At 46.2% G+C, this 22,830-nt stretch carries 22 protein-coding genes; 11 read left to right on the top strand and 11 right to left on the bottom strand.

Annotated elements, in window-relative coordinates; translation table 11 throughout:
* Window positions 1-44: 44 nt before the first annotated feature.
* Both GGU45_RS12080 and GGU45_RS12075 read left to right on the top strand, forming a co-directional pair.
* The gene (locus GGU45_RS12080; protein WP_435225037.1) at window positions 45-2,996 is read left to right on the top strand and encodes a DUF2135 domain-containing protein; all 2,952 of its coding nucleotides are present in this window, start codon (window positions 45-47) and stop codon (window positions 2,994-2,996) included.
* 115 nt (window positions 2,997-3,111) lie between these two features.
* The gene (locus GGU45_RS12075; protein WP_435225036.1) at window positions 3,112-4,626 is read left to right on the top strand and encodes a CotH kinase family protein; all 1,515 of its coding nucleotides are present in this window, start codon (window positions 3,112-3,114) and stop codon (window positions 4,624-4,626) included.
* Window positions 4,627-4,633: 7 nt separating this feature from the next.
* Here the strand turns inward: GGU45_RS12075 and GGU45_RS12070 are convergent, their stop codons facing one another.
* Entirely contained in the window at window positions 4,634-5,947 is a 1,314-nt protein-coding gene (locus tag GGU45_RS12070) for a polysaccharide deacetylase family protein (RefSeq protein WP_435225033.1), read from the bottom strand.
* 17 nt (window positions 5,948-5,964) lie between these two features.
* Between GGU45_RS12070 and GGU45_RS12065 the strand changes: the two genes are divergently transcribed.
* Entirely contained in the window at window positions 5,965-6,105 is a 141-nt protein-coding gene (locus GGU45_RS12065; RefSeq protein WP_435225031.1) for a hypothetical protein, read from the top strand.
* Window positions 6,106-6,156: 51 nt separating this feature from the next.
* On the opposite strand, the gene GGU45_RS12060 is transcribed toward GGU45_RS12065, so the two are convergent.
* From GGU45_RS12060 to GGU45_RS12050, 3 genes are all read right to left on the bottom strand, one after another.
* A complete protein-coding gene (locus tag GGU45_RS12060; protein ID WP_435225029.1) occupies window positions 6,157-7,536 on the bottom strand; it encodes a LutB/LldF family L-lactate oxidation iron-sulfur protein in 1,380 nt (459 codons plus the stop codon).
* 328 nt (window positions 7,537-7,864) lie between these two features.
* Window positions 7,865-8,695 (bottom strand): hypothetical protein, encoded by an 831-nt coding sequence (locus GGU45_RS12055; protein WP_435225028.1) that lies wholly within the window; start codon window positions 8,693-8,695, stop codon window positions 7,865-7,867.
* A 19-nt stretch (window positions 8,696-8,714) separates the two neighbouring features.
* Window positions 8,715-9,287, bottom strand: coding sequence for a TlpA family protein disulfide reductase (locus GGU45_RS12050; protein ID WP_435225027.1), 573 nt, complete (start codon window positions 9,285-9,287; stop codon window positions 8,715-8,717).
* A 169-nt stretch (window positions 9,288-9,456) separates the two neighbouring features.
* Here GGU45_RS12050 and GGU45_RS12045 point away from each other — a divergent pair, with 169 nt between their 5' ends.
* Window positions 9,457-10,797: a DUF3472 domain-containing protein gene (locus GGU45_RS12045; RefSeq protein WP_435225025.1), complete on the top strand. Its 1,341-nt coding sequence runs from the start codon at window positions 9,457-9,459 to the stop codon at window positions 10,795-10,797.
* Between the two features lie 6 nt (window positions 10,798-10,803).
* Here GGU45_RS12045 and darH read toward each other — a convergent pair whose 3' ends face one another.
* The 7 genes from darH to GGU45_RS12010 form a co-directional block, all read right to left on the bottom strand.
* Window positions 10,804-11,838, bottom strand: coding sequence for a BtrH-related acyltransferase DarH (gene darH / locus GGU45_RS12040; protein WP_435225023.1), 1,035 nt, complete (start codon window positions 11,836-11,838; stop codon window positions 10,804-10,806).
* A 147-nt stretch (window positions 11,839-11,985) separates the two neighbouring features.
* Window positions 11,986-12,393, bottom strand: coding sequence for a flexirubin biosynthesis protein DarG (gene DarG / locus GGU45_RS12035; protein WP_435225021.1), 408 nt, complete (start codon window positions 12,391-12,393; stop codon window positions 11,986-11,988).
* A gap of 165 nt (window positions 12,394-12,558) precedes the next feature.
* On the bottom strand, window positions 12,559-12,768 hold the full coding sequence (locus GGU45_RS12030; RefSeq protein ID WP_435225019.1) for a hypothetical protein: 210 nt from the start codon (window positions 12,766-12,768) through the stop codon (window positions 12,559-12,561).
* Window positions 12,765-13,004 carry a hypothetical protein gene (locus GGU45_RS12025; protein ID WP_435225018.1) on the bottom strand — a complete coding sequence of 80 codons (240 nt, stop codon included), beginning with the start codon at window positions 13,002-13,004 and terminating at the stop codon, window positions 12,765-12,767. Before GGU45_RS12025 ends, GGU45_RS12030 begins: the two co-directional genes overlap by 4 nt.
* A gap of 173 nt (window positions 13,005-13,177) precedes the next feature.
* Entirely contained in the window at window positions 13,178-14,326 is a 1,149-nt protein-coding gene (darB, locus tag GGU45_RS12020) for a dialkylresorcinol biosynthesis protein DarB (RefSeq protein WP_435225016.1), read from the bottom strand.
* A 103-nt stretch (window positions 14,327-14,429) separates the two neighbouring features.
* Window positions 14,430-15,347, bottom strand: a complete 918-nt coding sequence (locus GGU45_RS12015; protein WP_435225014.1) for a hypothetical protein — start codon at window positions 15,345-15,347, stop codon at window positions 14,430-14,432.
* Between the two features lie 8 nt (window positions 15,348-15,355).
* Complete coding sequence (locus GGU45_RS12010; protein ID WP_435225013.1) at window positions 15,356-15,838, bottom strand: hypothetical protein; 483 nt, start codon at window positions 15,836-15,838, stop codon at window positions 15,356-15,358.
* Window positions 15,839-16,107: 269 nt separating this feature from the next.
* On the opposite strand from GGU45_RS12010, the gene GGU45_RS12005 reads away from it, so the two are divergent.
* From GGU45_RS12005 to GGU45_RS11975, 7 genes are all read left to right on the top strand, one after another.
* Window positions 16,108-17,958 (top strand): type VI secretion system Vgr family protein, encoded by a 1,851-nt coding sequence (locus GGU45_RS12005; protein ID WP_435225011.1) that lies wholly within the window; start codon window positions 16,108-16,110, stop codon window positions 17,956-17,958.
* A gap of 17 nt (window positions 17,959-17,975) precedes the next feature.
* Window positions 17,976-19,298: a hypothetical protein gene (locus tag GGU45_RS12000; protein WP_435225010.1), complete on the top strand. Its 1,323-nt coding sequence runs from the start codon at window positions 17,976-17,978 to the stop codon at window positions 19,296-19,298.
* Between the two features lie 125 nt (window positions 19,299-19,423).
* Window positions 19,424-19,774: a hypothetical protein gene (locus tag GGU45_RS11995; protein WP_435225008.1), complete on the top strand. Its 351-nt coding sequence runs from the start codon at window positions 19,424-19,426 to the stop codon at window positions 19,772-19,774.
* A gap of 108 nt (window positions 19,775-19,882) precedes the next feature.
* Window positions 19,883-20,398, top strand: a complete 516-nt coding sequence (locus GGU45_RS11990) for a hypothetical protein (protein ID WP_435225007.1) — start codon at window positions 19,883-19,885, stop codon at window positions 20,396-20,398.
* Between the two features lie 37 nt (window positions 20,399-20,435).
* Window positions 20,436-21,443 (top strand): glycoside hydrolase family 19 protein, encoded by a 1,008-nt coding sequence (locus GGU45_RS11985; RefSeq protein WP_435225005.1) that lies wholly within the window; start codon window positions 20,436-20,438, stop codon window positions 21,441-21,443.
* Window positions 21,433-21,897 carry a hypothetical protein gene (locus tag GGU45_RS11980; RefSeq protein ID WP_435225003.1) on the top strand — a complete coding sequence of 155 codons (465 nt, stop codon included), beginning with the start codon at window positions 21,433-21,435 and terminating at the stop codon, window positions 21,895-21,897. Before GGU45_RS11985 ends, GGU45_RS11980 begins: the two co-directional genes overlap by 11 nt.
* A 6-nt stretch (window positions 21,898-21,903) precedes the next feature.
* Complete coding sequence (locus GGU45_RS11975; RefSeq protein ID WP_435225001.1) at window positions 21,904-22,824, top strand: hypothetical protein; 921 nt, start codon at window positions 21,904-21,906, stop codon at window positions 22,822-22,824.
* Window positions 22,825-22,830 lie beyond the last annotated feature (6 nt).

Here is a 22,830-nt window from a genome sequence, read left to right as displayed (position 1 = left end):
TATGCAATTTATATTGTTCCTGCATCTTACTCCAAAAGAGCGGAATGATGATGTATATGAAACAGATCTGCCGGCTTGTGTTAACACCGCCTGTCTTATTGATAGCCCTTTTTATCCGGGCGCAAGCCCCGGTGATGGAAATCAATGAGAATGGAACATATCAGCCGGACCTAACCGTAGCGCTGCAGGAGCTTTCGGCCGATATAAAGGTTGTTGGCAATATTGCCACCACTACTATACGTATGCGTTTTTTCAACCGATCTAACCGGTTAAAAGAAGGGCGCCTGACCTTCCCCCTTCCGGAGGGTGTAAGCGTAAGCGGTTTTGCGCTGGATATAAATGGTGTGATGCGTAAAGCCGTTCCGGTAGAAAAGGCAAGAGCCACTGCTGCTTTTGAAAGCATCGAACGCCGGCAGGTAGATCCCGGCATTCTTGAAAAAACGGAAGGCAATAATTTCAGAACCCGGATCTACCCGATAAATCCCAATGGAGCACGAACGGTAGCGATCACATATAACCAGGAACTGCATAGCAGCAACGGTCGGCTGGTATATGATCTTCCGCTGGCCAATAAAACAATCGGGTCCTTTTCCCTGATGGCAAGTGTATACGAAACAGCCGAACAGCCGCAGTTGCCTGAAACGCCGGATGGCAGTTTTGTATTTGAAAAAAAGGGAAATGTATGGCGCGCGTCCATACATAAATCCGATTTTACACCGGGCCAGTCGTTAAAGATTATATTTCCCCGGCAGGAAGCTGCGCCCAAAACGCTTGTAAAGCGGAAAGATGCGGACTCCTGGTATTTTTTAACCAATGTATCGATAACACCACCTCCTCCTGTATCAAAACAGCTGCAGCAACTCACCATTTTATGGGACAATTCCCTGAGCGGTCTGAAGCGGGATCATAAAAAAGAAAAAGCGTTTTTAGAAAAATTGTTTGTAACTAAAAGCAATATAAATGTTACACTTTACACCGTTGCTACCACTACAAAAAAAATAGGTGATTACACCGTATCTAAAGGCGCCACCGGGGCATTATTGAAAGCAGTAGATGACATAACCTACGATGGCGCCACAGACTATAGTACTATTCCCCCCGCACTGGCCGGGGAGGTATTGTTCTTTACAGATGGCCTCTCCAATTTTGGCGAATGGAGCCGGCTGCCCGGCAAACCGGTTTCTGCGGTAGTAGCTACGCCGGTTGCCAATTATAGTAAACTGCAGTACTATTGCAACAGTACCGGCGGGCAACTGATCAACCTCAATGCAGCCAGTGCAGAAGATGCCGCAACCCGGCTGGTTAACCGGCCCTACCGCTTTCTGGGTGTAAAATATTTATACGATATTACCAGTGTAAACCCCGGGGCGGCTGTGGTTTCAGGTGATCACCTGCTGATTACGGGTATTGCCCGCAAATTGCCGGTGACCATCACCCTGCAGTTTGGGTATGGAAACATCGTAGAAAAAGAGATTCCTGTTACCCTGGATGACCGGCAAATAGCAGGCGATTGGGCTATAGAAACCTTTTGGGCGCAACAGCAGCTGGCACAGCTGGAGCCCTTTTATGACCAGCACAAAGAAACCATTGCGCGACTTGGAAAAGAGTTTGGCATTGTAACGCCCAACACCAGCTTGATTGTGCTGGAGAATGTAGCCGATTATGTAAAATACAAGATAACGCCGCCCACCGAACTGTTGCCGGAATATAAAGCTCTTGTAAAACAACAAAAGCTGCAACAGGAGAGCAATTACCTGGAAGTTGCCCGGAGGCGGATGGCAGCGTTGAAACAATGGTGGAATACCAGTTACCCGGTAAAAGCATCTGAAAGAAAATTTAAGGCACCCCGGGCAATGGTCACTGATCGCGTTTCCTACGAGGCTCGCTCCGCGCCAGTGCAGGAAGACCACCGTACCCGTACCATTACAGGAGCAGACTTAAAGGACCTGCCCGTGGCAAATATCTCTGAGCTCCTCCAGGGTAGGGTGCAGGGCGTATCTGTAAGTGCCGCCGCTTTAAAAAAGGAGGAAACCATTATAGTGGGCTACGCGGCGCCAAAAGGAACGGTGAGGGCTATTGATATTAAAAGCGATGCGGCCTATATGAAAGATATGGATGCTGCAATATCGGTAGCGGCGGCACATAAAACCTACCTGCAACTGCGGAAACAATATGAAACGACTCCTTCCTTTTATTTTGATATGGCCAATTGGTTTTATGCCAGAAACGCAACCGGGCAGGCCGTAAGCATCCTGAGCAACCTGGTAGAGCTGGAACTGGAAGATGCAACGTTGTATAAAACAGTAGGCTACCTGCTGAAAAGATATGGTCAGTATCACAAGGAACTGATCATTACAAAAAAAGTGCTGGACTGGCGCCCGATGGATCCGCAGAGTTACCGCGACTATGCATTGGCCCTGCAGGATAACGGAAAGTATCAGCAGGCATTAGACACACTGTATGCTGCGCTAACGCAGACCTACACAGAGGAGGCGATGAACCGTGATAGTGGTATTGAAGAAGTGCTGCTGATGGAAATCAACAATATCGTTAGCCGGCACAATGCCCGGGTGAATATCGCTGAAATTGATAAGGACCTCCTGTACCGGATGCCGGTAGATATAAGGGTGGTACTGAACTGGAATATGGATCATGTGGATATGGACCTTCATATAACGGATCCTAAAAATGAAGAATGCTATTACGGCAACAAAGAAACATCCCTTGGTGGGCGCATCAGCAATGATTTTACGGATGGCTTTGGCCCGGAGCAATTCCTGTTAAAAAAAGCAATGAAAGGTAAGTACCGGATCAAAACCAACTTTTTTGGCGAGCGGCAGGTAACGGCGGCAGGCCCTCCCACATTGATGGCCGAAGTGTTTCTGAGGTATGCCTCCGGCAACGAAGAGCGGAAGATTGTGGTATTCCAGGACGTAAAGGGCCGCCGGGCCGCCAATGCCGATGGCCAGGTACTGGTAGCGGAGTTTGACTTTTGATCATGTTGATGGCGGCCGGACGGATTGTTTTTAATAGAAGATAAATCATTGGCTGCCTGAGGGGTGCCTGTTGTTTCTTTTTCGTTATCTTCGGAATGCCTAACAATTAACAGATATGAAAACGAAACGGCTCCTTGCTCTTCAATATGGTTTTTGTGTTGCCCTGCTGTGTACGCTTCTGTTTCATACGGGATGTGGGAAAAAAGATGCAGCACCCCCGCCAGTGCCGGAACCCCCGGTCCTTGAACAATTCGTTATTGAAAAAAAGAACAACCCGGATCTGGAGGCGGATATTGTTTTTGCTATTAAGGGCGATAGTGTTATTGCAACACAGCCGTACCGGTACAGGAAAATGCTGGTGCCCTCGTTTGCTTCCAATGCACAGGGTATATTTATCGGAACGGCAAAACAGGAGAGCGGGGCCACCGCTGTTGATTTTTCGGTTACTCAAACATACACGGCCATTTCCAAAGACGGGGCGCGTAAATCCTATTACATAAAAATCGCCTGGGTTGCAGACAGCCTGCCGCATCTTTATATACAAACAGAAGGAGGTGTGCCGGTTGTTTCCAAGGAAGATTATGTAAATGCCGCCCTTCGCATCGATGGCCAGGGAAAATATACAAATTTTGAAGGCGCTACCCGTATAAAAGGCCGGGGCAACAGCACCTGGAGTTATAACAAAAAACCATACCGCTTAAAACTGAACAGCTCCGCCTCCCTGCTGGGCCTGGCAGCAGAAAAAGACTGGGTATTACTGGCCAATTACCTGGATCCAACATTGATGCTGAACGCCGTGGCCATGAAGATCGGCGCACAGCTGGGGCTGCCTTATACCAACCACATCATTCCGGTAAACCTTACGCTCAATGGTCAATATGTAGGTTGTTATAACCTTACCGAACAGATTGAGGTAGATGACAACCGGGTAAAAGTAGGCGGCGATGGTTTTTTGTTTGAGCTGGATAGTTACTTTGATGAACCCTATAAATTCAGATCGGCCAACTACAATCTCCCGGTTATGATCAAAGACCCGGAGTTATCAACGGCCGCGGCGTTGACCCCGATACAAACAGCGTTTAATGATATGGAATCCTTATTGGCAGCGCCTTCCTTCCCTGCAAATAATTACCAGGATCAGATAGATGTGGAGTCCGTAGCAAAATTTATGTTGGTATATTTTCTTACAGACAACGAGGAGCTCAACCATCCCAAGAGCACGTATATGCATAAAACGGCAACCGGCAAATATACCATGGGGCCCATCTGGGATTTTGACTGGGCCTTTGGATATGAAAAGAGCGGAGCGCATTTTCTTACCTATAACAGTGCGCCTTTCTGGACGAGCCGGACACCGGTACCTCCCGGAACAAAGTTCTTTAAACGGTTTCTGGATGACCCCCGGTTTGTAACGCTTTTAAAACAGCAGTGGGCCGATTATAAAACCAATCACCTGGAGGAGCTGACTCGGTTTGTCGAAGCGTATGGCCTATCCATTATGACGGCAAAAGCGGCAGACTATGCGGTTTGGAAAAAAGGCGCGGCCAATAACCAGGCTGAGGTAGCTACGCTTCAGCAATGGTTGAGGAACCGGGCCGGTTATATCGATGGGTATCTGAACACCCTGTAACAGCTTTTTAGAGGAACGTGGTACCAATATGTTCCTTTACAAAGGTCTCATACATGTTTTTCCATCCTTTAAAAATACCTTCTTCAGTAAAGGAAGAGTTGTGCCAGATCATACAGAAAAAACCGTCCACTTTTTTTACTTCATTATAGAGTTGCAGTAAAGCTGTAAGTCCGGCATCAGGTGTTTCCTTTTTGTAAAAGATGGATGTGGCTTCCATAAAGCAAAAAGGAAAGATGAGCAGGTCGGTGGCTGTTTCCGCCTGCAGGTCGTACCAGCAAAAAGGGGATGCTACAGACGCGCGGAACCCGTTATCATCTGCATAACCCATAGAAAAATCGAAGAGGATGCCCGCCTTCAGCAGGTTTCGATACGTGTCGGGGAAAGATAGCTTTAAAAAATGCTGGCGCGAAGCATTGATGCTATTGCCGGTGATGGCGGATAAAAGCTCCTTTTCTCTTTTGAGGAAAGAAGCTGCCATATTGCTTTGCCAGGACGGATGCAGGCCAATAGGATAGCGGATGGCATGATCGGCAATCAGCGCCTTCATGGCTTTGTTATGCGGCGAAATATTTTTGTCGTAGCGGTTGGTATGTTCGCCCACCAGAAAAAAATAATAGGGTTGCAGCCGGTATTGCTCATGCAGCTGGTTCAGCCATCCAAACTGGTCAAAGGGGTCTCCTTCTTTTTCAAGAAGCACTTTGATTCTTCTGCTAAAAGCTGAAGGCTGAAGGCTGAGGGCCTCCTTAACAAAATTAAGCCCGTTTCTCCAAAAGCCCTTGTGGCGGTAGCTCCAGGCCATGTCAATATCATACGTGGGTATGAACCGGAAGATCGCTTGCCGGAAGGGTTCATCCGGAAACAGTCCGCTAAGCTGTTGTTTCAGCAGTTGGATCCAGTGATTGATCAGCGGTATGTTTAAAAACCCGTTTTTATACGCCACCGATTGTGTTGCCGGAAACCTTCCGTACCGGTCTTTTTCAAAAGGCAGGTATTCCTCGTAGCGACTCAGTAAATAAAAAGCCGCCGCAAACACATCAAAGCCCAGGGAGCCTCCCGTTTGAAAAAAAGCGGGCAACCCGTTTAGTGGTGCAAGAGAAACGGCCTGTGGCCGGATGCCGGTTTGAAATAGCAAACCCTGCGGCGGAATGTGCAGGCAGTGGGTGTCCAATGGCTCTGTGGAGTAATTGATCCGGGCGCCCCGCTCGCTTAGGAAGACCTCCGGGTCGTCCGTCAGCTGCCATTCCGCAGCGCTCATTTCTGTAGAAAAAAAGCGGGCAATATACCGCAGCCTTGGGGTGATATGTGCGCTGTAAACCAACATCGTTGTTCAAAAATAGGATGAATAATGCAGGTTTTCCTTATGCCCGCGAATGGTTTGTACAAAAGCGGTCTCTTGTTTTTGCGGTACATGCCAACCGCAAAGGAAACAGGGATCATTACTACTTTGATCCGGATTTTTTAAATGATCAAAATGGATAGCGGGCCGGAGCTATCAGGCCCATTGGCAGCAATAAGCGGATCTGACAGAGCTCAACCTCGCTTCCTCCTTTCTTCCCATTGCTCATTAAAAGATTTTTTTGGGAATTTGAGGGGACTGTGGTTTTTGGTCCAGGCGCCGGCAACCATATTGATAAAGGTGCTTTTAAAATTGCCATTGACCATATTAATCATACTGCGTTTGAGCATGGCGGTCTTCCACATTTTCCAGGAAAACTTTTCTACCAGCGGCGCATAGCCTTCCTCAACGGCTTCATACCGGTTTTCGAGCAACAGCTCGTGCAGGTTAATTTTTACCGCGCATACTTCGGTACAGTTACCGCAAAGAGAGGAAGCGTGGCTGAGGTGTTTCCATTCCTTCATTTCTTTTAACTGCGGGGTAATCACCGAGCCGATGGGGCCGCTGTAAGTAGTGTCATAAGTATGACCACCAATGTTTTTGTAAACGGGGCAGGCGTTAAGACAGGCTCCGCAACGAATACAGTACAGTGCCTCGCGGGCTTTTTCGTTGGCCAGCATTTTGCTGCGGCCATTGTCCAGCAGGATCACATACATCTCTTCGGGGCCATCTGCCTCATTTTCCTGCCGCGGGCCGGTTACAATAGTACTGTATGAGGTAATGCGCTGGCCGGTGCCAAAGCTGCTGAGCAGGGGCCAGAAGAGGGCCAGGTCCGTCATCGATGGAATAACTTTTTCGATGCCCGCTACCACGATATGTGTTTTGGGCATGGAACAGCTCAGCCGGGCATTGCCTTCGTTTTCTGTAATGGCAATACCTCCGATATCGGCAATAATAAAATTGGCGCCGGTAACCCCAACTTCGGCTTCTGCATATTTCTGACGAAGTTTTTCGCGGGCTGTAAGGGTCAGCTTTTCGGCACTATCATTGGGGTCGGTACCCAGTTTTTCGGCAAAGAGCCGGGCAATCTGCTCACGGCTCTTGTGCATGGCGGGGGTTACAATATGGTACGGCGGTTCCCCGGCCAGTTGCTGTATGTATTCCCCCAGGTCTGTTTCCACACTCTCAATACCGTGTTTAGCCAGGTTGTTGTTCAGGTGCAGTTCCTCGGTAACCATGCTCTTGCTTTTTACCAGCGTTTTGCAATTCTTTTGCTGGCAGATCTCCAGGATCACTTCATTGGCATGGGCGGCATCGGTACACCAGATTACTTTGGCACCCCGTTTGGTGATATGGGCCTCAAAATTTTCCAGCGTTTGATCCAGTACTTCAATAGCCTTCCACTTTAAATTCTTGGCCCGCTCCCGCGCCAGGGCAAGGTCGGCAAACTGTGCCTGCCCGCCCGGTACGGCTGCATTGTACCGCGAAATATTGAAATTGATCACTTTGCGGTGCTCCCGGTCGTAGGCTTTTTCTTTGCTCTTCCGTTGAAATTGCGATGATGTATGGGACATGAGGCAAATTTAGCCAAATGCAGGGAATTCACATTCCCTGGAACCACAAAAGCCACGAACACACGAAGCATTTGATCAACCTGCGTGTTTGCTCCATTGCGTTGGTGCGGGAAATACACAAGGATTTGCCACAAAGGCCCAATGGACTCAAATAAGCACAAAGGGTCTGAATAATCGCCGCGTCTTTGCTCCCTGGCGTCACTGCGTGAAACGGGAACCGCAAAGCCGCTGTGGCAAATATAGGAGGCTCCAGGGCAGGAAGCGGCATCAGGACTATACCTTCTTCGTGTGTCTTTGTGCCCTTCGGTCTTCGTGGCTTAACAGGCTTTCAGGGATTAAAATTTTCCAGGAAAAGACTTACTACATCCCAGTACCCATCTCCGCCCTTTTTTAAATGGGCTTCAACAAGACCTGTATAATTAAGAGTTTCGGGTGAAATGGTTGCCCGGGCATGATAGAAGCCTTTTACGGTACAATCCTTGTCTTTCACCGTACAGGTGGAAATGCTGCATTCCAGCAATTCTAATGCGCCGCACAGTGTTTTGAAGCGCTGGATCCTCGCTTTAAAAACATCAGGGGAAACGGACTCCCGGTTAAAACTGAAGGAGGACTGATGGATACGATCAAAAAACAAGGGATCCCCCTCCCGAAAAATATCCGGCAACAATTGTTCTTTTATCAGAAGCGTATTCTCATAAATGGGATCAGGATGAAAATCATCATATACAAAACCGCAGATCATTTCCGGCATTTCTATATCATCCACCTGTTCAAAAAAAAGCTCTTCCGTAATAAAGCGGTACAAATCTCTTGTTGTTACATTAGGACTACATACGCAAAAATCGAAATTATGCTCGAAGAGGTAATCCAGGAGGGCGTTATATTGGTATTCTATTTCTTTGTCCGGGATCTGCTTTTCCGGTAAAAACTGCAGCGGCTTTCCTATTTTATCATAGAGCCGGACGGTTTTGGCAAATCGGCGCTGCTCCTGAAGTGCCATAATGCTTTTTAAAAACTCGTTTTCCATTTCAGGTGTCAGGTATTTGCTGACTCCTTGTGGTATTTTTACATGTCCGCCTGTTTCAAGAGCCAGCTTCATCTTTAAAAAGCTGTTTTCATCCTCGGGTTTTTCCCATAGGGGGTTGGTGGGGTTATTCATAGTATTATTTTTTATAAAGTTACAAAAGCTTTTCCAAAAACTCCCGGAACTTTTTATTGCTGAAATCGGCAGCTCCTTCATGCTGGTATACCACGCTTCCGGCTTTGTCCAACACAACAGTGGTAGGCAGTGTGCCGCCGTACCAGGAGGCAGGCACTGCTCCCCGGAAACCCGATACCGGCAGGTTGAATTGCTTTTCTTTTATAAAAGAGGTTGCCTTGGGCAGATCCTGATCCGCATCTACCAAAAGAAAAACAATACCCGGGTTGTCCTTAAACGAAGCATACAGCTCGTTAATGGCGGGCATTTCCGCAATACAGGGCGGGCACCAGGTTGCCCAAAAGTTGATGAACACCACTTTGCCTTTCAAGGACTCCGGCGTATGTGTTTCGCCGGTTGCAGTAGTAAACTGTACGGAGCTTGCAGCGGCATCCGGCGGCAGGGCTTTGATGGCCGTAACCTTTGGTTGAAAAAGCCCCGCTTTCATCAGCCCGCGAATAACCACGGCCTTAAATCCTGGGAACACAAAAAGCGCCAGGGCAAGTGCCAGCAGGCTGATAGTAACAAGGTTTTGCGTTGTTTTTTTGGACATCTTGCTGCAATTATAAAATGCAATCTCCGGAATCTTTCTGATCCGCGGTAAAAAAAAATGTTTGCTCACCCGCCGCCAGCCGTTATTTTTGAGGTTCATTACTATTGAAACTGTATTTTATATGCATTGCCGATATTTTTTACTGGTCGTGAGTTATTTCATTTTTTCATTGACAACCGTATCTGCGCAGCCGGGCCGGGCGCTAAAGGAGCAGCAGCAATTTGTTGTACCGGCCAACAAGGCATACGCAGAGCCCTTTACGCCGGGGGATCCGGGGGTATCCATTCCGGTGGGATATCCTGAAAGCCGGGGGAGCATCAGCCGGTGGCGGAATAAAGAAAAACGCGTAACATGGGTGGTGTATCAAAAACCGGGAAACTATGATCTGTATTTCGATAACCAGGTTGCTGCCGGAAAAAAACTGCGTTTTAAACTGGATGTAAGCGGCTGCTACCCTCAGCTGGGGTTGAAGCCGGTACACCGTGATCTCGTTTTTAAAGGAACCGGCCAAAAGGATACCCTGTATGGGCTACGTGTAAAGATTCCGGCGGAGGGATATTATAGATATACGCTGACGCCGCTAACCGATCCGGAGGGAGCCATTACCATTTCCTCGTTATTGTTCCGCACAACGGCAGCTGATGGCTGGGTGAATTTTATCAACTATCAATCTACACCCTCTGTGCATCTTTCTTTCAGCAGCACAGAACCAACTACAAAATCTTATAATTGGCTGTACGAGGAAATCCTGGTTCCCGAAGGAGCCGACCCGCTGTACACGTATTACATGTCGCTGGGCTTTTACCGGGGCTACCTGGGTATACAAACAAACACGCCAACAGAACGGCGGGTATTGTTTTCCGTTTGGGATAGTAAAGATGCCGAAAAAGACTCCAGCATTACTAAGGCTGACTTTGTAAGCCTGGTAGATAAAGGTGCCGCTACAACAGTGAATGCATTTGGCGGCGAAGGAACAGGAGGACAATCTTATGTAAAAGGCGCTAACTGGAAAACGGGCAAGCCGGTGAAGTTCTTGATGAATGTGCTGCCGCAGGAAAATAACACGGTTGTATTATCCGCCTGGTACCAGGTGGCAGACGAAGGTTGGAACTATATTGCCTCCTGGCGGGCGCCTCATGAAAAGCGCTTTTTTGATGGCTTTTATTCCTTTATCGAAAACTATGGGTACACCAACGGTCAGCTGCGCCGTGAAGCTTATTATTATAATGCCTGGGGGCGGGAGTCTGCTACAGATAAATGGGTAAACTTCAACAAGGTGCGTTTTTCAAATACGGATGGCAAAAGAGGTCAGCGGGTAGATTATGAGCAAGGGGTATCGCCAAAATATCCCGATCGTTTCTATATGGCATCAGGAGGATATACTCCAACCATAAAAACAAAAAACGAGATGCCGGTGTTGCAAACACCTCCCTTCCCGGATCTTAAAAAATTTGAAGCAAGAGTAGCGGAAGCCCTGAAAAATGAAGGGCGCCAAAATATCCGGAAATAAATATGCTTATTTTAGGTTTCCCATCAGCGCTTTCAGTTGCAGAAAAGCCTGCTTTTCCAGTGCGGATATTTCAATAAGCCGGTCGCCCATATTATCATAGTCGGCCTGGGTATTAAGCCGGCCCTTGTAGATGCCGGAAGCCTGTATCGCAGCATCCCGCCATTTATCTCCGGCAGCTGTAAATTGTTTGGAAAGGCCAAACAGTTCATCCGTTTTTAAATAAGGATGTGCCTGTTGCAGGAATGCGCCGTAGATAAACCGGAAGCCACCACCACCGGTTCCGATTTCTTCCTGCATCCGCACCAGCTGGGCCAGGTAGCTGCGGGCTTTTTCATCGCCCAGTTTGGTCTTCCATTTTTTGATTTTCCGGCCGGTATAAGCAATGCCGCTTACACCGCCAAAAGAGCCGGGTATATGCAGCATATCCCGGCAATTGCGCTTAATGCCCTTAATAATACCCTGCTTCATTTGCTCGTTGGTGGGCTCCTTCAGTTGGTCGCCGCCGGGGTAGTACATCTGCCCGTGCGGTGCAAAAGCGCCTTTGGCAAAGCGTACCCGCTCCAGCTCATAGCTGTTCATGGTAACCAGCCCCTCCATGATGGGGTCGCTTATGTAGTAGTCATCGCCCTTTTTATCCACCACTATTAAATTATGGGCATTAAAATGGAAACGGTATTCTTTTGGAAAATAGGTTAAGTAAAAAACGCCCACCTGGCAAGCCGTTGGTTTACCGGCCAATACGCGCTCATCCAACTCCTGCATGGCTTTTTCGTGAGAACTGAATTTTTTTCTTGTAACCGGAACACCCAATGCTGTGCAGGTGCGTTTAAAAATCAGCCCGGGCATGGTCCTGAAGGAGATAGCAGGCCCACCATTCACTTTCATAAACGGAAGCTGTACATAAAACAGCCCCGAGCCCATACCAAAAGCCAAAGGCTCAGTGATTTTTGTAATACCGTAATGCCGCAGTAAAGCCGTGGTAACACCGTTTTCGCAATGGGCGGCCTGGAGATGTTGAAAGTTTGATGTTTGAAGTTCCAAGTTTTTTTTATTAGGAGTGAGAAGTGAATAGTTTATAGTGAATAGTTCATAGTGAGAAGTTTATAGTGATTAGTGAGAAGTGAATAGTTTATAGTGAATAGTGAATGGCTGGTACCGGAATCTATTCCACTTGTTACTCGCTATTCCCTATTCACTTTGTTTAAACGGATTTTTTAATTCCTCCAGGCTTATTTCAAAAAGCTCCGAATATTTTTTTAGTTTGTCGGCGGGTAGTTTCTGAAATCCGGAGGGTTTCAAATGTTTTTTGATGGTCCATTTCCAATAGCCGGTATAAGAGGCCAGGATGTTCAGATCCATGATCTTTTTCTCCATAAAATACAGGATAGGACTGGCTTCGCCGTTCAGTACTTTTTGTTTGGCTGCCCCGATCTTTGCCTCCACATCATGCCAGGCTACGTTCAATGCTTCGGTTTTTACATCCCAGCCGGTACTCTGGCCGGTGGAGTAGTTGCCATTTTCATCGACCACATAAGTTACCTCTTTGGCTATTTTGCCAAGGGCGCCGTTGTCCTGTGGGATTTCTTCTTTTTTCACTGTTTTATTTTTTATGATTCCGGCAGCAGTACTACTATCCGCTTCGTTGTGTCACTCCCTGCATCGTCCGGTAATACTCTTCAGCTTTTTTTGTATTTCTTTTTGGGATTTTGTTTTGTATGAAAAACCGATAGAATGGTCACAGTTGTACGTTGCTCATCTATTTCATATACGATAATAAATGGGAAAGGCAGCTTCCCGGAAGGGTCTTTTGCCATATTTATAGGCTCTAGGATTTTGGGAAATTTTTGTTAGTGTGAGTTCAACTTTCGTCTTAAAGCGTGTTCCAAGCCCTTCCTGCTGCTGCTCATACCACCAATAGGAATTGAGATATTCCTCGTTGGCTTCTGTAACAAAAAGGATGGTAAAATTCATTTTGCCTGATTCGCTTTTTCTTTGACTTCATCCCAGGTAAATGTCTTTGTTGTTCCCTTCTTTAATGCCGCAGAGCGCCTGTTTATTTCAGTAACAAAACTATCATCCTCCCACCACCAGCTTCTATCTTCTTCTCCAATTGAATCTTCTAAAACAGCGTATAAAGCCTGCACCTTTTTGTCATTTGCTTGCTGGATATACTCCATTAGTTTTTCGCGCTTTATTGCTGTTGTCATTATCAATTCCTTTCTTACGAAGTTACGAATTTTAAGAAAAACATATTGGGGCAAGAACCGGCTGGAATAAAAACCACGATATTCCCGCAAAATCTCGCCGTTTTTACACGTTGAAACAAAAAAGTGAAAAACATTTTGTGTTTTTCACTATTCCCTATTCACCACTCACTTTCTTAAACTGCCGTCAACAAAGCATACATATAGCTAAATCTTGAACTTTCCGGTACCAGCAGGAATATCTTGTCGCCTTTTTTCAGCTGGCCGCTGTTATATAATTCATCAACCATAAAATATACAGAAGCGGCGCCCACATTTCCTACACGACTCAGATTCACAAACCATTTTTCGTAAGGGATATGATGGCCCAGTTTGAGGTGTTCATCATATATTTTATCCTTAAAAAAGTTACTGCTCATATGCGGCAGGTACCAGGTAATATCATCCGGGTTCAGCCCGCGGCGCTCAAATAGTTCCGGCAGGATCTTTCCGCCCAGGGGCACAATATTCGGGCTCAGTAGTTTTACATCCTGTTTAATACTCAGAACGGATTTTTCGTTCAGTTCTTCGTGGTTAAACTCCAAAAAGCTTTTTAAGTGGCCGTCTTCCTGCTTTTCGGCTCCCATATACATACAGGCTTCCATATAATCGGCATAGGAAATGCCTTCCATCCATTCTATCTTAAGGCTGAGGCCCTCTTCGTTTTTCTTATTGGAAATTAAAAAAGCAGAAGCGCCATCGGACAGCATCCAGCGCAGAAATTCCTTGTCGAAGCTGATATAAGGATTTTCTTCCAGCGCCTCCAGCTTATGTACTTCATCCTCAAACTGGTTGGCTACCAGCGAGGCCGAAAACCGCTCCGATCCCGTGGCAACGGCCGTGGCCGCGTCACCGGTTTTTACCGACATATATGCATATTTTAATGCATGCATTCCCGCGCAGCATACCCCGGCAGGCGATACCACTTCAATAGAACCCAGCTCGGGCAACCATCCGTGTACCATTACTGCATGGGAAGGCATCATCTGATCGGGCGATGAAGTGCCGCAGGAAAGTACATTCACCTGCTTCATTCCTCCGGGATCCTGCGCAAACAGTTCCCTGATGGCCGCTGCCGTCAGCTGGGCATTGGTATGGGTTATCTTTCCGCCTTTTTCCAGTGCATAATAGCGGTTGGTGATGGCGTTGTTTCTCAAAACAATTCGTCTGGATTTGGAGGGTTTTCCATTAATATAGCCCAGGTACTCCTCCATTTCATCATTGGAGACCGGGTTGTTGGGGAAATAATGAGCGGTACGGTTAATATAAACGTCGTTCAAATTCATAATGTTTTTTAATCATTTATTTTTTATGGCCCAACTTCATTGCCGGGCTTTTTCCCGTTAAAAAGGGATTACACCCTTCAACTGCTATTGAATTAATGAGCGATTAAATCTTCTCCCTCCATTCCACACCCGCATAGTAGTCCATTTGCCGCCGGATCTTCTTTTGGCTGAATGGGCGCACCAGAATCAAATCTACTAATAAAATAATAGGAGAAGCGATCAGTAACGCCACCGCAAGATAATATTTATAGGCAACAAGTATTTTTTTTCTGTTTTGCGGGTGTTTATTGATAATAGCTACCCATTTTTTGAATATTTTTCCGGCTTTGCGCTCGATGTACATCAGGGAGTATTTTACCTCTACCGCCTTTTGCTTTAACAGTTCCGGCTGCAATCCCTGCCAGTTGCCGGATTGCAGGCAACGGTTTACGGTAGCCCCAAAAACAGAGGCGTTGGCTATGTCCTGTTGTGCCACACCCGGCCTGGGGAAAATACCCCATTTACGGTCTTTTCTGCCGGTACCCAGCCAGTGAAAAATAGTTACATAACTAAGGTGATTGGGGTGCCGGTCAAACAGCGCAATATTGCCCACCAGCCGGGCACCCGCATCGCGGAGCAATTTTTTATTTTTTTCCTGGGCATTGATCCACATATTGCGGCAGCCGCAAATGGTTACCAGCGGGGTGTCTTTTATCAGCGCCCTAAATGCGGCATCCTGTAAAATGGAATTGATGGGAATGCTCGGCGACAGGTTCCAGGGCTGCCAGGCCAGGATCACCAGGTCGTATTTTTCCCGGGGTACCGACCAGGGCTTCAGCGCCGTGGGGATCACATCCACAGATTCCGGAACGGTATCAAAGAACACGGGAATGCTCCAGGGAAAAGGAAACGGATCCTGGGTTTGTACCTGCAAAAAATCTACCACAATGCCATCCGCAAGCAGCGGTTGTAAAAAGGAATCAAGGATCTGTTTTGTTTGCCCGGATTGTGTAAAATAAACCGCTAATACCTGCTTGCTCATACCTGGATTTATAAAAGGCCCGACAATGATTTTGATTTTTTGCTGTAATTTTTCACACTTTGCTGGGTAACAGAAGGCAGTGCTGCAAACTGATCCCGGATCATTTTGCTGTCTTCTGCAATATTTTTGGAATACCCCAGCGATTTGGGAGCGTTTTCCTGGATCATCAAACGGAGAAAGCGATACTCGGCTTCGTTTGGATGGGCGGCAATAGCGGCTTCAAGCTTTTTATGTCCCTGTTTGAAAACAGAAAGCTTTTTTGCGGGAACGCTCAACAGCCCGGCCTTGCGCATTTCGAGCGCACCTGTAAAAGCTTGTTTTTCAGCAGCGCTTGCATAAAGACCCAACTGGCCGATCTGCGCTTCGATAGTTTTTACGGAACTACTGGCCAATGCACTATAAAAGGCCGATTTTGACTGAGCTGTAGCTCCCCCGGCCGATAAAAGCAGCAGGCAGGTTATTCCCACAAATGTAAAAAACCGTTTTGTCATAAATAAAGTTTGCGAATGTAAAGAATTATTTGAGAGAATGGGTAGGCGCCGGCCGATTTCCTCCTTGTTGCGCCGGGCCGCTCCTGTAAATTTAAAGAAGGATGTCTTAAAAAGGAATGGGGTTGTTTTTGACTTAACCCCCTGGAGCGGGAACGGGTAAAAAAAAAGAAAAATTGATCAGGCTCAATATTATTCACAGTAAAATGTAATATTTTTGTTGGGTATCGTATAATGTAACCCTTTTTAACCTTACAGACAAAACCTTATGTATGGCGCAACTAACCGAACCTATGTTCAGCATTAATGGTGCGCCATTAATGCAGTTCACATCTTTTTCCCTAAACCAAAGTATATTTTCACATCACCAATTTTCGCTTGTTTGTCCGGCACAATCTATTGACGGAAAAACCGGTATGTTCACCGCGTCCAAAGATATGATCGGCGGTAGCTTCGGCGCCCGTATAACGGGCGTGGGGCTTAATGACAGGTTGCTGTTTAATGGTATTATTACGGGTATCGAAACGGCGCGCTTTACCGGTCATCATGGGGATGTGATCATCACCGGACACAGCCCCACTATTGTGCTGGACAGCGGCCCGCATTGCAAGAGCTGGGAAAAAAAGGCTATTAAAAACATTGCACAGGACCTGCTGAAGTTTTTTCCGCAAAACCTGCTGGAGCCCAAAGTACAGCCCCTGTATGGAGAAACACTGGCGTATACCGTGCAGTATAAGGAAACAGCCTGGGAATTTTTGCAGCGGCTGACCAGCACCTATGGCGAATGGCTTTTTTGGGATGGCCGCAGCCTTGTGATAGGCCCCCCGCGCGATAATAAAAAAACAGAGCTGGTGTATGGCCGTCATTTAAGCCGTTTTAATGTGGCCTTGCAGGCGCGCCCTACCGAAATGCAGCTAATGGCCTGGGATTATCTTAATAGCCAGGTGCATACCAGCCAGCCGAGCGGCGTGGTGCAAAAAGCGGGCTTGAATGCCTGGGGCGAACAGGTGTACAATGCCTCCAAAACGGTATATGGTACCCTGCCAAAACAATGGAACAATAAATTTTTGACCAATAAAAAACAGCAGGATGACGTCGCCAACCTCAAAAGCGCAGTGGAAAGCAGCAAGCTGGTGCAGTTTAAGGGGCAAAGCGGGCATCCGGGGGTCGCATTGGGCACAAGGATAGAAGTAAGCGGCAACAATGTATTTACAATGGGCCCGGAGGGCTATGGAGAATACCTGGTTACAGCCGTAAACCACCGGGTGGATGCCCGGGGCAACTATGAAAATGATTTTACGGCGGTTCCTTCCAGCATAAAAGTTCCGCCGGTTACCGTACCGGGCGATCCGGTTTGCGAAACACAAAGCGCTATTGTAACGGATAATAATGATTATAACGGCCTCGGAAGGGTGCGGGTGAAGTTTCACTGGATGAACGGTTCCGAAAAAACGCCCTGGATCCGTGTAACCAGTCCTCATGGCGGGGGAGATAAAGGACATTTCTTTATCCCCGAAATAGGAGAGGAGGTGATCATAGGTTTTGAAAGCGAAAGTCCCACAAAACCTTATGTAATTGGTACGGTATACCACGGAAACGCTCATAGTAATTTTAGCAATGCGCAGAACGATTTAAAAGTGATCCGCACCCGCAGCGGGCATACGATAGAATTCAGCGATGCGGGGGCGGGTACCCATATTATTATCAAAGACCCGGGGGGCAATGAGATTTACCTGGATACCACCGGGAAGAACATTACCATCACGGCTCCGGAAACCATGACCTTTAATGCAAAGAACATCAATATTAATGCGGAGCAAAATATACGCACCAATGCGGGGATGAATATCAATACCTCCGCAGGTATTAATATCGGTACCACGGCGGGCGCCAGCATGATGAATAATGCGGGCGTCAATATTATGAATAGTGCTGTAAAAGATCTGACGATGATGGCCACCAATATTATCGGTACCGCGGAGGATAATGTAACCCACAACGCCTCCAACACCATTAAAAAGCAGGGAAACACCATTGAGGCCAATGCAACGGAGGAAGATTTTAAGATATACAGCGCCAAAAAAGTGGTCAGCAGGAGCGGCGAGCAGGGAAGTTTTGCATAACCACCAACGTAAACAGGATGGGAGACATTATTTTCAGGGCTAAAAAAATTACGGAAACCGCAAAGGACGTTACCTGGATTGCCCATGAAGGCGATACGCAGCTAAGCGCAAAGGGTTTTATGCGCAAGAGCGGGGAGCAGGGAGAGCAGCTGCTGCGCGGGGCACCGCCCAAAAGGGAACAGCCTGTGATACTGCCCGAAGTAGAAAAAATTGAATTAGAAAGCGTCCTTGATGAGGGCATTGGGTATAAAAAGGGCGGAGATAAGCGGAAAGGGTTTGTTTTTAACAAGAACTATTACGTTAAGGTCGTTTCGTTTAAAAATGGTGAAGACCCCGGGGATTATAATCTTATAAAATGGGCGTACAGGTATGAGACGGAAGCGGGTGTCTTTGAGGGTATACTTAATGTGCGGGGCAGAAGGGTATGTTTTAATTTTAAAAATATACCGGACTTATGTGGCAGGGGGATAACGATCTACGCCTTCATTCATAATAAAAATACAGGGGGAAAGGCCAATTTTTGGATCCATTATCGCTTCAGATGGTTTGGCAGGGATCAGGTGAAAAACGAAGTTAATGAAAGGAAGGTGCTCCCGTGGAAAATAAATCAAAGTGCAACCTCTCTTTGCGGAATGGCCTGCATGGCATACCTGCTTGCCAGGGAAGATCCCGATGGGTATGAACAGCTGGCGCTAAAACTGCACCAGCAAGGTAAAGTCGTATACAAAAACTATACAATTGAGCCCGATAAAGACTTGTTTGAGATGAACCCGGCGGACCCAAAGTGTAAGTATCCTCACCACACGATGCCTTATATCGACTGGATCCTGCTGGCGTCATTACGTAGCTCTGAAAGTTCGATCGGATATAAGGGACAGGCCGGAGAAGACTTTAAGGCGATAAACTGGCCGACCATTATGGTCTCATTAGGCAAAAAACTCTTAGGATATAAAACAGTTGAGATCGATTTTTATAAAGCAAATAAATCTTATATACGGGATTATTTTGGGTCGGATGAAAAATTGAGAATTCTCGAAAAGGATATCGACCGGGATTATAAAAATGGCTATCGCATCTGTATGATGATTGATGGGGATATGATGTATGGGAAAAGCGAATATACCTGGAGCGATTTTCAGGATTATCATTGGATTGTTTATGAAGGCGGACTTGGGCTATTAAACGATACCGGAGTACCTGAAACAGATTATGATGATGTGAAAACGGTGAAATTTAAAGAATTTACATGGGGTGAGGATGTACAGAATTCCAGGACTATGAAGGGGATCTCCAAAAAAGCATTTATATCGAATTACTATGCATATATAAAGCTCAAATAATGAGGAAATTGATTTTGCTGTCGATTTTATTTAATTGTTTGGTGTCATGCGGGCAAGACCATTCTTCCCGGAAGCGTGCAGCCCCCCCCCTATGTGACAGTATAAATAGTATACACGAGCTGGGTATGTATTTTATTAATTATAATAATACATCGGAGATAAAGCCCATAAAAATCAGAATAAGCGCTGCCACAGACTCCCGTTGGCTGGAGTTTAGCCCGGCATTAAATATCGTGGACTCCATACGCGGGCAACGCTACTTTTTATTGCAGCAACCTTTTAAAACCGGGGATACTCTTTTTCTAAAATTGGCAGGAGAAAACAGGATCCACAAAATTTATGACTTTAAATACTTAAAGATGCCACATAATAAAGGCGGCAGTCAGATCGTGGAAGAGTGCCGGCTGCATGAAATAACGCTTGACGGGCAGGTACAAACGGGAGGGGTTGTGCTATTTGATTTTGATGACAAATAATCCCGGCATCACAAATGGAGCAGGAGCTGAATAAAGAAACAGAAGTATTTGAAGGCGATGCACGGCCGGCCGATGATACAAATATAAAATGGAGCTATTAATAAAATAATGTTGAGGTATTATAACCGGTATTTATTATATGTAACATTACTGGGTTTACCAGGTTTGTATGCCTGTTTTGACAGACCCACAGAAAAGGAAATTCAAATGTATGCAGCGGATTGCAACGCATCCAATATTTACAGTGAAGGGTTGTATTTTTATTTAACGGGTTTCAAAAGCGGTGGGTTGGATAGCCTGGCACAGCTGATAGTTACCAATAAAGCAGGCCTTGTATTAAAGGATACCTTTCTGAAACTGGAAGACCTGAAAAGCGATTTAGTAAAAACAGACTACAGGGCAGGGCTTAGTTACGGCGATACTGTTTTTTTAAACAATGCGCTTTCGATTAAAATAAACGGTATGAAGATAACAGTTGCTGATATTCATCTGCAAGCCGTGCAAGGGAACAATGCAATGGGCGGTGCAATGATTACCGGTTGCTTGCCGGATAGTGCAACAATTAACGGGACACGCGGCGCATTTAGCCGGTATATGACCTTTGATAAAAAAGATTTTAAATGAGCGGCAAGTAAAGAGCATAACCACCAACGTAAACAGGATGGGAGACATTATATTCAGGGCTAAAAAAATTACGGAGACGGCAAAGGACGTTACCTGGATTGCGCATGAAGGCGATACGCAGCTAAGCGCAAAGGGTTTTATGCGCAAGAATGGAGACCAGGGGGAGCAGCTGCTGCGCGGGACGCCGCCCGCAAGAGAACCGCAGGAGACAAAAGAAGAAAAATGTTTTTGCGAAAAAGTATTTACAGAAGAGGATATTCAATCCTTTTATAATATTAATAACCTTTTTAGCGCTAAAAACTGCCCCTTACCCGGGGATGAGAAAAACTACAAAACGCTTACGGAGTGGCTAAATAAAACAATGGAACAGTATGATATAAATACCTGTTTAAGAAAAGCACATTTTTTAGCACAGGCCGAGGCGGAAACAGGATTTTTGACAACAGTGGAGTATGCCGATGGCTGGGATTATGATCATACCACGCATCTGGACTTCTATAATAAATACCAATTGTTTTTAAAAGACAAAAAGAAATATGCAGAATATGGTACCAACGCAATAAGAAGAGGGTACAACCGGTATAAAGAATGCCTGGCGCACGGGCATAATGTTAAAGGCTACGGCCCCAAATATAAAGGCCGGGGTTTGATCCAGCTAACGTGGAAAGATTCCTATGAGGAATATTTTAATTACCTTAAAAATCCAAAATTGACAGACACTCCCGAAGTGGTTGCAAACAGCCTGCAGTATGCCTGTGATTCGGCAGGGTGGAACTGGAAAATCGGATCCGCCTGGGGCGATTTGAATGAATATGCCGACAATGACGATTTTATAAGCGTGTGTATAGGAGTGAACGGAGGCTTGAATGGGTTTGCACACCGAAAGCGTAATTTGAAGAAAATCCTGTTGCTGATGAAAGTCGCCCGCCTTTGCCAAAAGGTAAAGGATAAAAGTATTGGCAGCTATAAATATGAAACAAGCAAAATACGAAATACGAAATATGGCAAAAATCACAAATCGGAAATACAAAAGTTTGACGATTAGAAAATATACATTACTCCTCATTGGTGTATTATCAATGCTATATGTGCAAGCCCAGGATCATCGCCGGGTGGAAGTAGGCTATTTTGATCTTGATGACAAGCCAGACAGCTGTTATTATGAGTTTAATAGTAAAACTGCAGCAGGGCCTGTTTATGATTGTAAGCTGATACTTTCAGGCGCCGACCGAAAGGAGCGATCTTTTACCATTGGGGTATCGGGCAAATCATTGGTTATTTCCTCATGCGGTGTGGGATGCATCAGCACTTATGAATGGATCACCGGAATGCAGGGCGAAGAACGGGAAGCTGTTTATAAGTATGATAAAAAATGCGATGACTGGTTGCTTAGCAGCAGGTCCGTTAATGGTAAAAGCGTAAAACTTTCTGCGGGAGAGCGGCGGCTGACCATCGGTGGAGAACAACGCTGTAGAAAAAAAGAACATATAAAAAGATAATAGTAATTGAAGTTACAGACACAATATAATATCGGGGCCCACCGGCAGCTGATCATTCCCCGGGAGGCGCTTTGCCGTACCTACGGCACCATTATTACGTATGATGAAAACCTCAAAATTCACTATGAAATGGATATCGCCCGGTTAGGAGAGTTTGAGCAGGAAGGATACCTGTACTTTGTAAACCGGAAACAGGTGTATATCAATAATAGTGCTCCGCGGCTTTTGGCCGATCAGCTGGCAGATGCCATGGGCAGGACGCTGTACCCGGTATTACTAATGGTGAATCATGAAGGAGGATTTGGAAAAATAATCAATCATCCGGATATTCTTGAACGCTGGCGGGCATCAAAACCGGCAATTCTTCAGTATTTTAAAGGGGCTGCCGCTGAGCAAGCCATGCAGGAAATGGAAATAAGGCTCCATGATATAGACCGGGTAGAAGCGGCACTAAAAGAGGATTGGTTCTTTACCGTTTTTTTTGCTGCCATCTACGGCGAAAGAGCGTTTAGTTACAAGCTGGAATTGGATCTGCCATTGCCCATGATCGCCTACGGGCCAGGGGTTAAGTACCGGTTTACGGGCAGCCTGGAGCAACAGGATACGGCAAAAAAAACGTTTACTATCCACTATAAAGGAAATATAAATGAAGAACGCAGCCTTAAGGATATATTGGAGAAAAGGCCGTTGCCTATGGAAAAGGCCATGGACTATCCGGCAGCGGAAGCAAGTGGGAGCGCAACGCTGAATTACCAGGTATACAGGAAGGATTATTCCATACGTTCTGCCTGGGGAACCATGGTTTTACAGGGGAACCCTGATCGGAAGGTGAAATTTGAAACCTACCACCAGGACACAAGCGACCGGCAATTAGATGCGGCAATCCGGTTTGAAGAAATGGTTAAAAAGAAGTTTTGGGCGGGTTAAAAAATA

This window comes from Niabella hirudinis (assembly GCF_051201075.1).
Lineage (GTDB): Bacteria > Bacteroidota > Bacteroidia > Chitinophagales > Chitinophagaceae > Niabella > Niabella hirudinis.
Note: the sequence above shows the minus strand (reverse complement) of the source record. Positions and strands in the feature narration are given on the sequence as shown.

Excerpts from the sequence above, each read along its gene's own strand:
- GGU45_RS12080 (WP_435225037.1), top strand. The coding sequence starts at position 45 with ATGATGATGTATATGAAACAGATCTGCCGGCTTGTGTTAACACCGCCT.
- GGU45_RS12075 (WP_435225036.1), top strand. The coding sequence starts at position 3,112 with ATGAAAACGAAACGGCTCCTTGCTCTTCAATATGGTTTTTGTGTTGCC.
- GGU45_RS12070 (WP_435225033.1), bottom strand. The coding sequence starts at position 5,947 with ATGTTGGTTTACAGCGCACATATCACCCCAAGGCTGCGGTATATTGCC.
- GGU45_RS12065 (WP_435225031.1), top strand. The coding sequence starts at position 5,965 with ATGAATAATGCAGGTTTTCCTTATGCCCGCGAATGGTTTGTACAAAAG.
- GGU45_RS12060 (WP_435225029.1), bottom strand. The coding sequence starts at position 7,536 with ATGTCCCATACATCATCGCAATTTCAACGGAAGAGCAAAGAAAAAGCC.
- GGU45_RS12055 (WP_435225028.1), bottom strand. The coding sequence starts at position 8,695 with ATGAATAACCCCACCAACCCCCTATGGGAAAAACCCGAGGATGAAAAC.
- GGU45_RS12050 (WP_435225027.1), bottom strand. The coding sequence starts at position 9,287 with ATGTCCAAAAAAACAACGCAAAACCTTGTTACTATCAGCCTGCTGGCA.
- GGU45_RS12030 (WP_435225019.1), bottom strand. The coding sequence starts at position 12,768 with ATGAATTTTACCATCCTTTTTGTTACAGAAGCCAACGAGGAATATCTC.
- GGU45_RS12025 (WP_435225018.1), bottom strand. The coding sequence starts at position 13,004 with ATGACAACAGCAATAAAGCGCGAAAAACTAATGGAGTATATCCAGCAA.
- darB (WP_435225016.1), bottom strand. The coding sequence starts at position 14,326 with ATGAATTTGAACGACGTTTATATTAACCGTACCGCTCATTATTTCCCC.
- GGU45_RS12015 (WP_435225014.1), bottom strand. The coding sequence starts at position 15,347 with ATGAGCAAGCAGGTATTAGCGGTTTATTTTACACAATCCGGGCAAACA.
- GGU45_RS12010 (WP_435225013.1), bottom strand. The coding sequence starts at position 15,838 with ATGACAAAACGGTTTTTTACATTTGTGGGAATAACCTGCCTGCTGCTT.
- GGU45_RS12005 (WP_435225011.1), top strand. The coding sequence starts at position 16,108 with ATGGCGCAACTAACCGAACCTATGTTCAGCATTAATGGTGCGCCATTA.
- GGU45_RS12000 (WP_435225010.1), top strand. The coding sequence starts at position 17,976 with ATGGGAGACATTATTTTCAGGGCTAAAAAAATTACGGAAACCGCAAAG.
- GGU45_RS11995 (WP_435225008.1), top strand. The coding sequence starts at position 19,424 with ATGTATTTTATTAATTATAATAATACATCGGAGATAAAGCCCATAAAA.
- GGU45_RS11990 (WP_435225007.1), top strand. The coding sequence starts at position 19,883 with ATGTTGAGGTATTATAACCGGTATTTATTATATGTAACATTACTGGGT.
- GGU45_RS11985 (WP_435225005.1), top strand. The coding sequence starts at position 20,436 with ATGGGAGACATTATATTCAGGGCTAAAAAAATTACGGAGACGGCAAAG.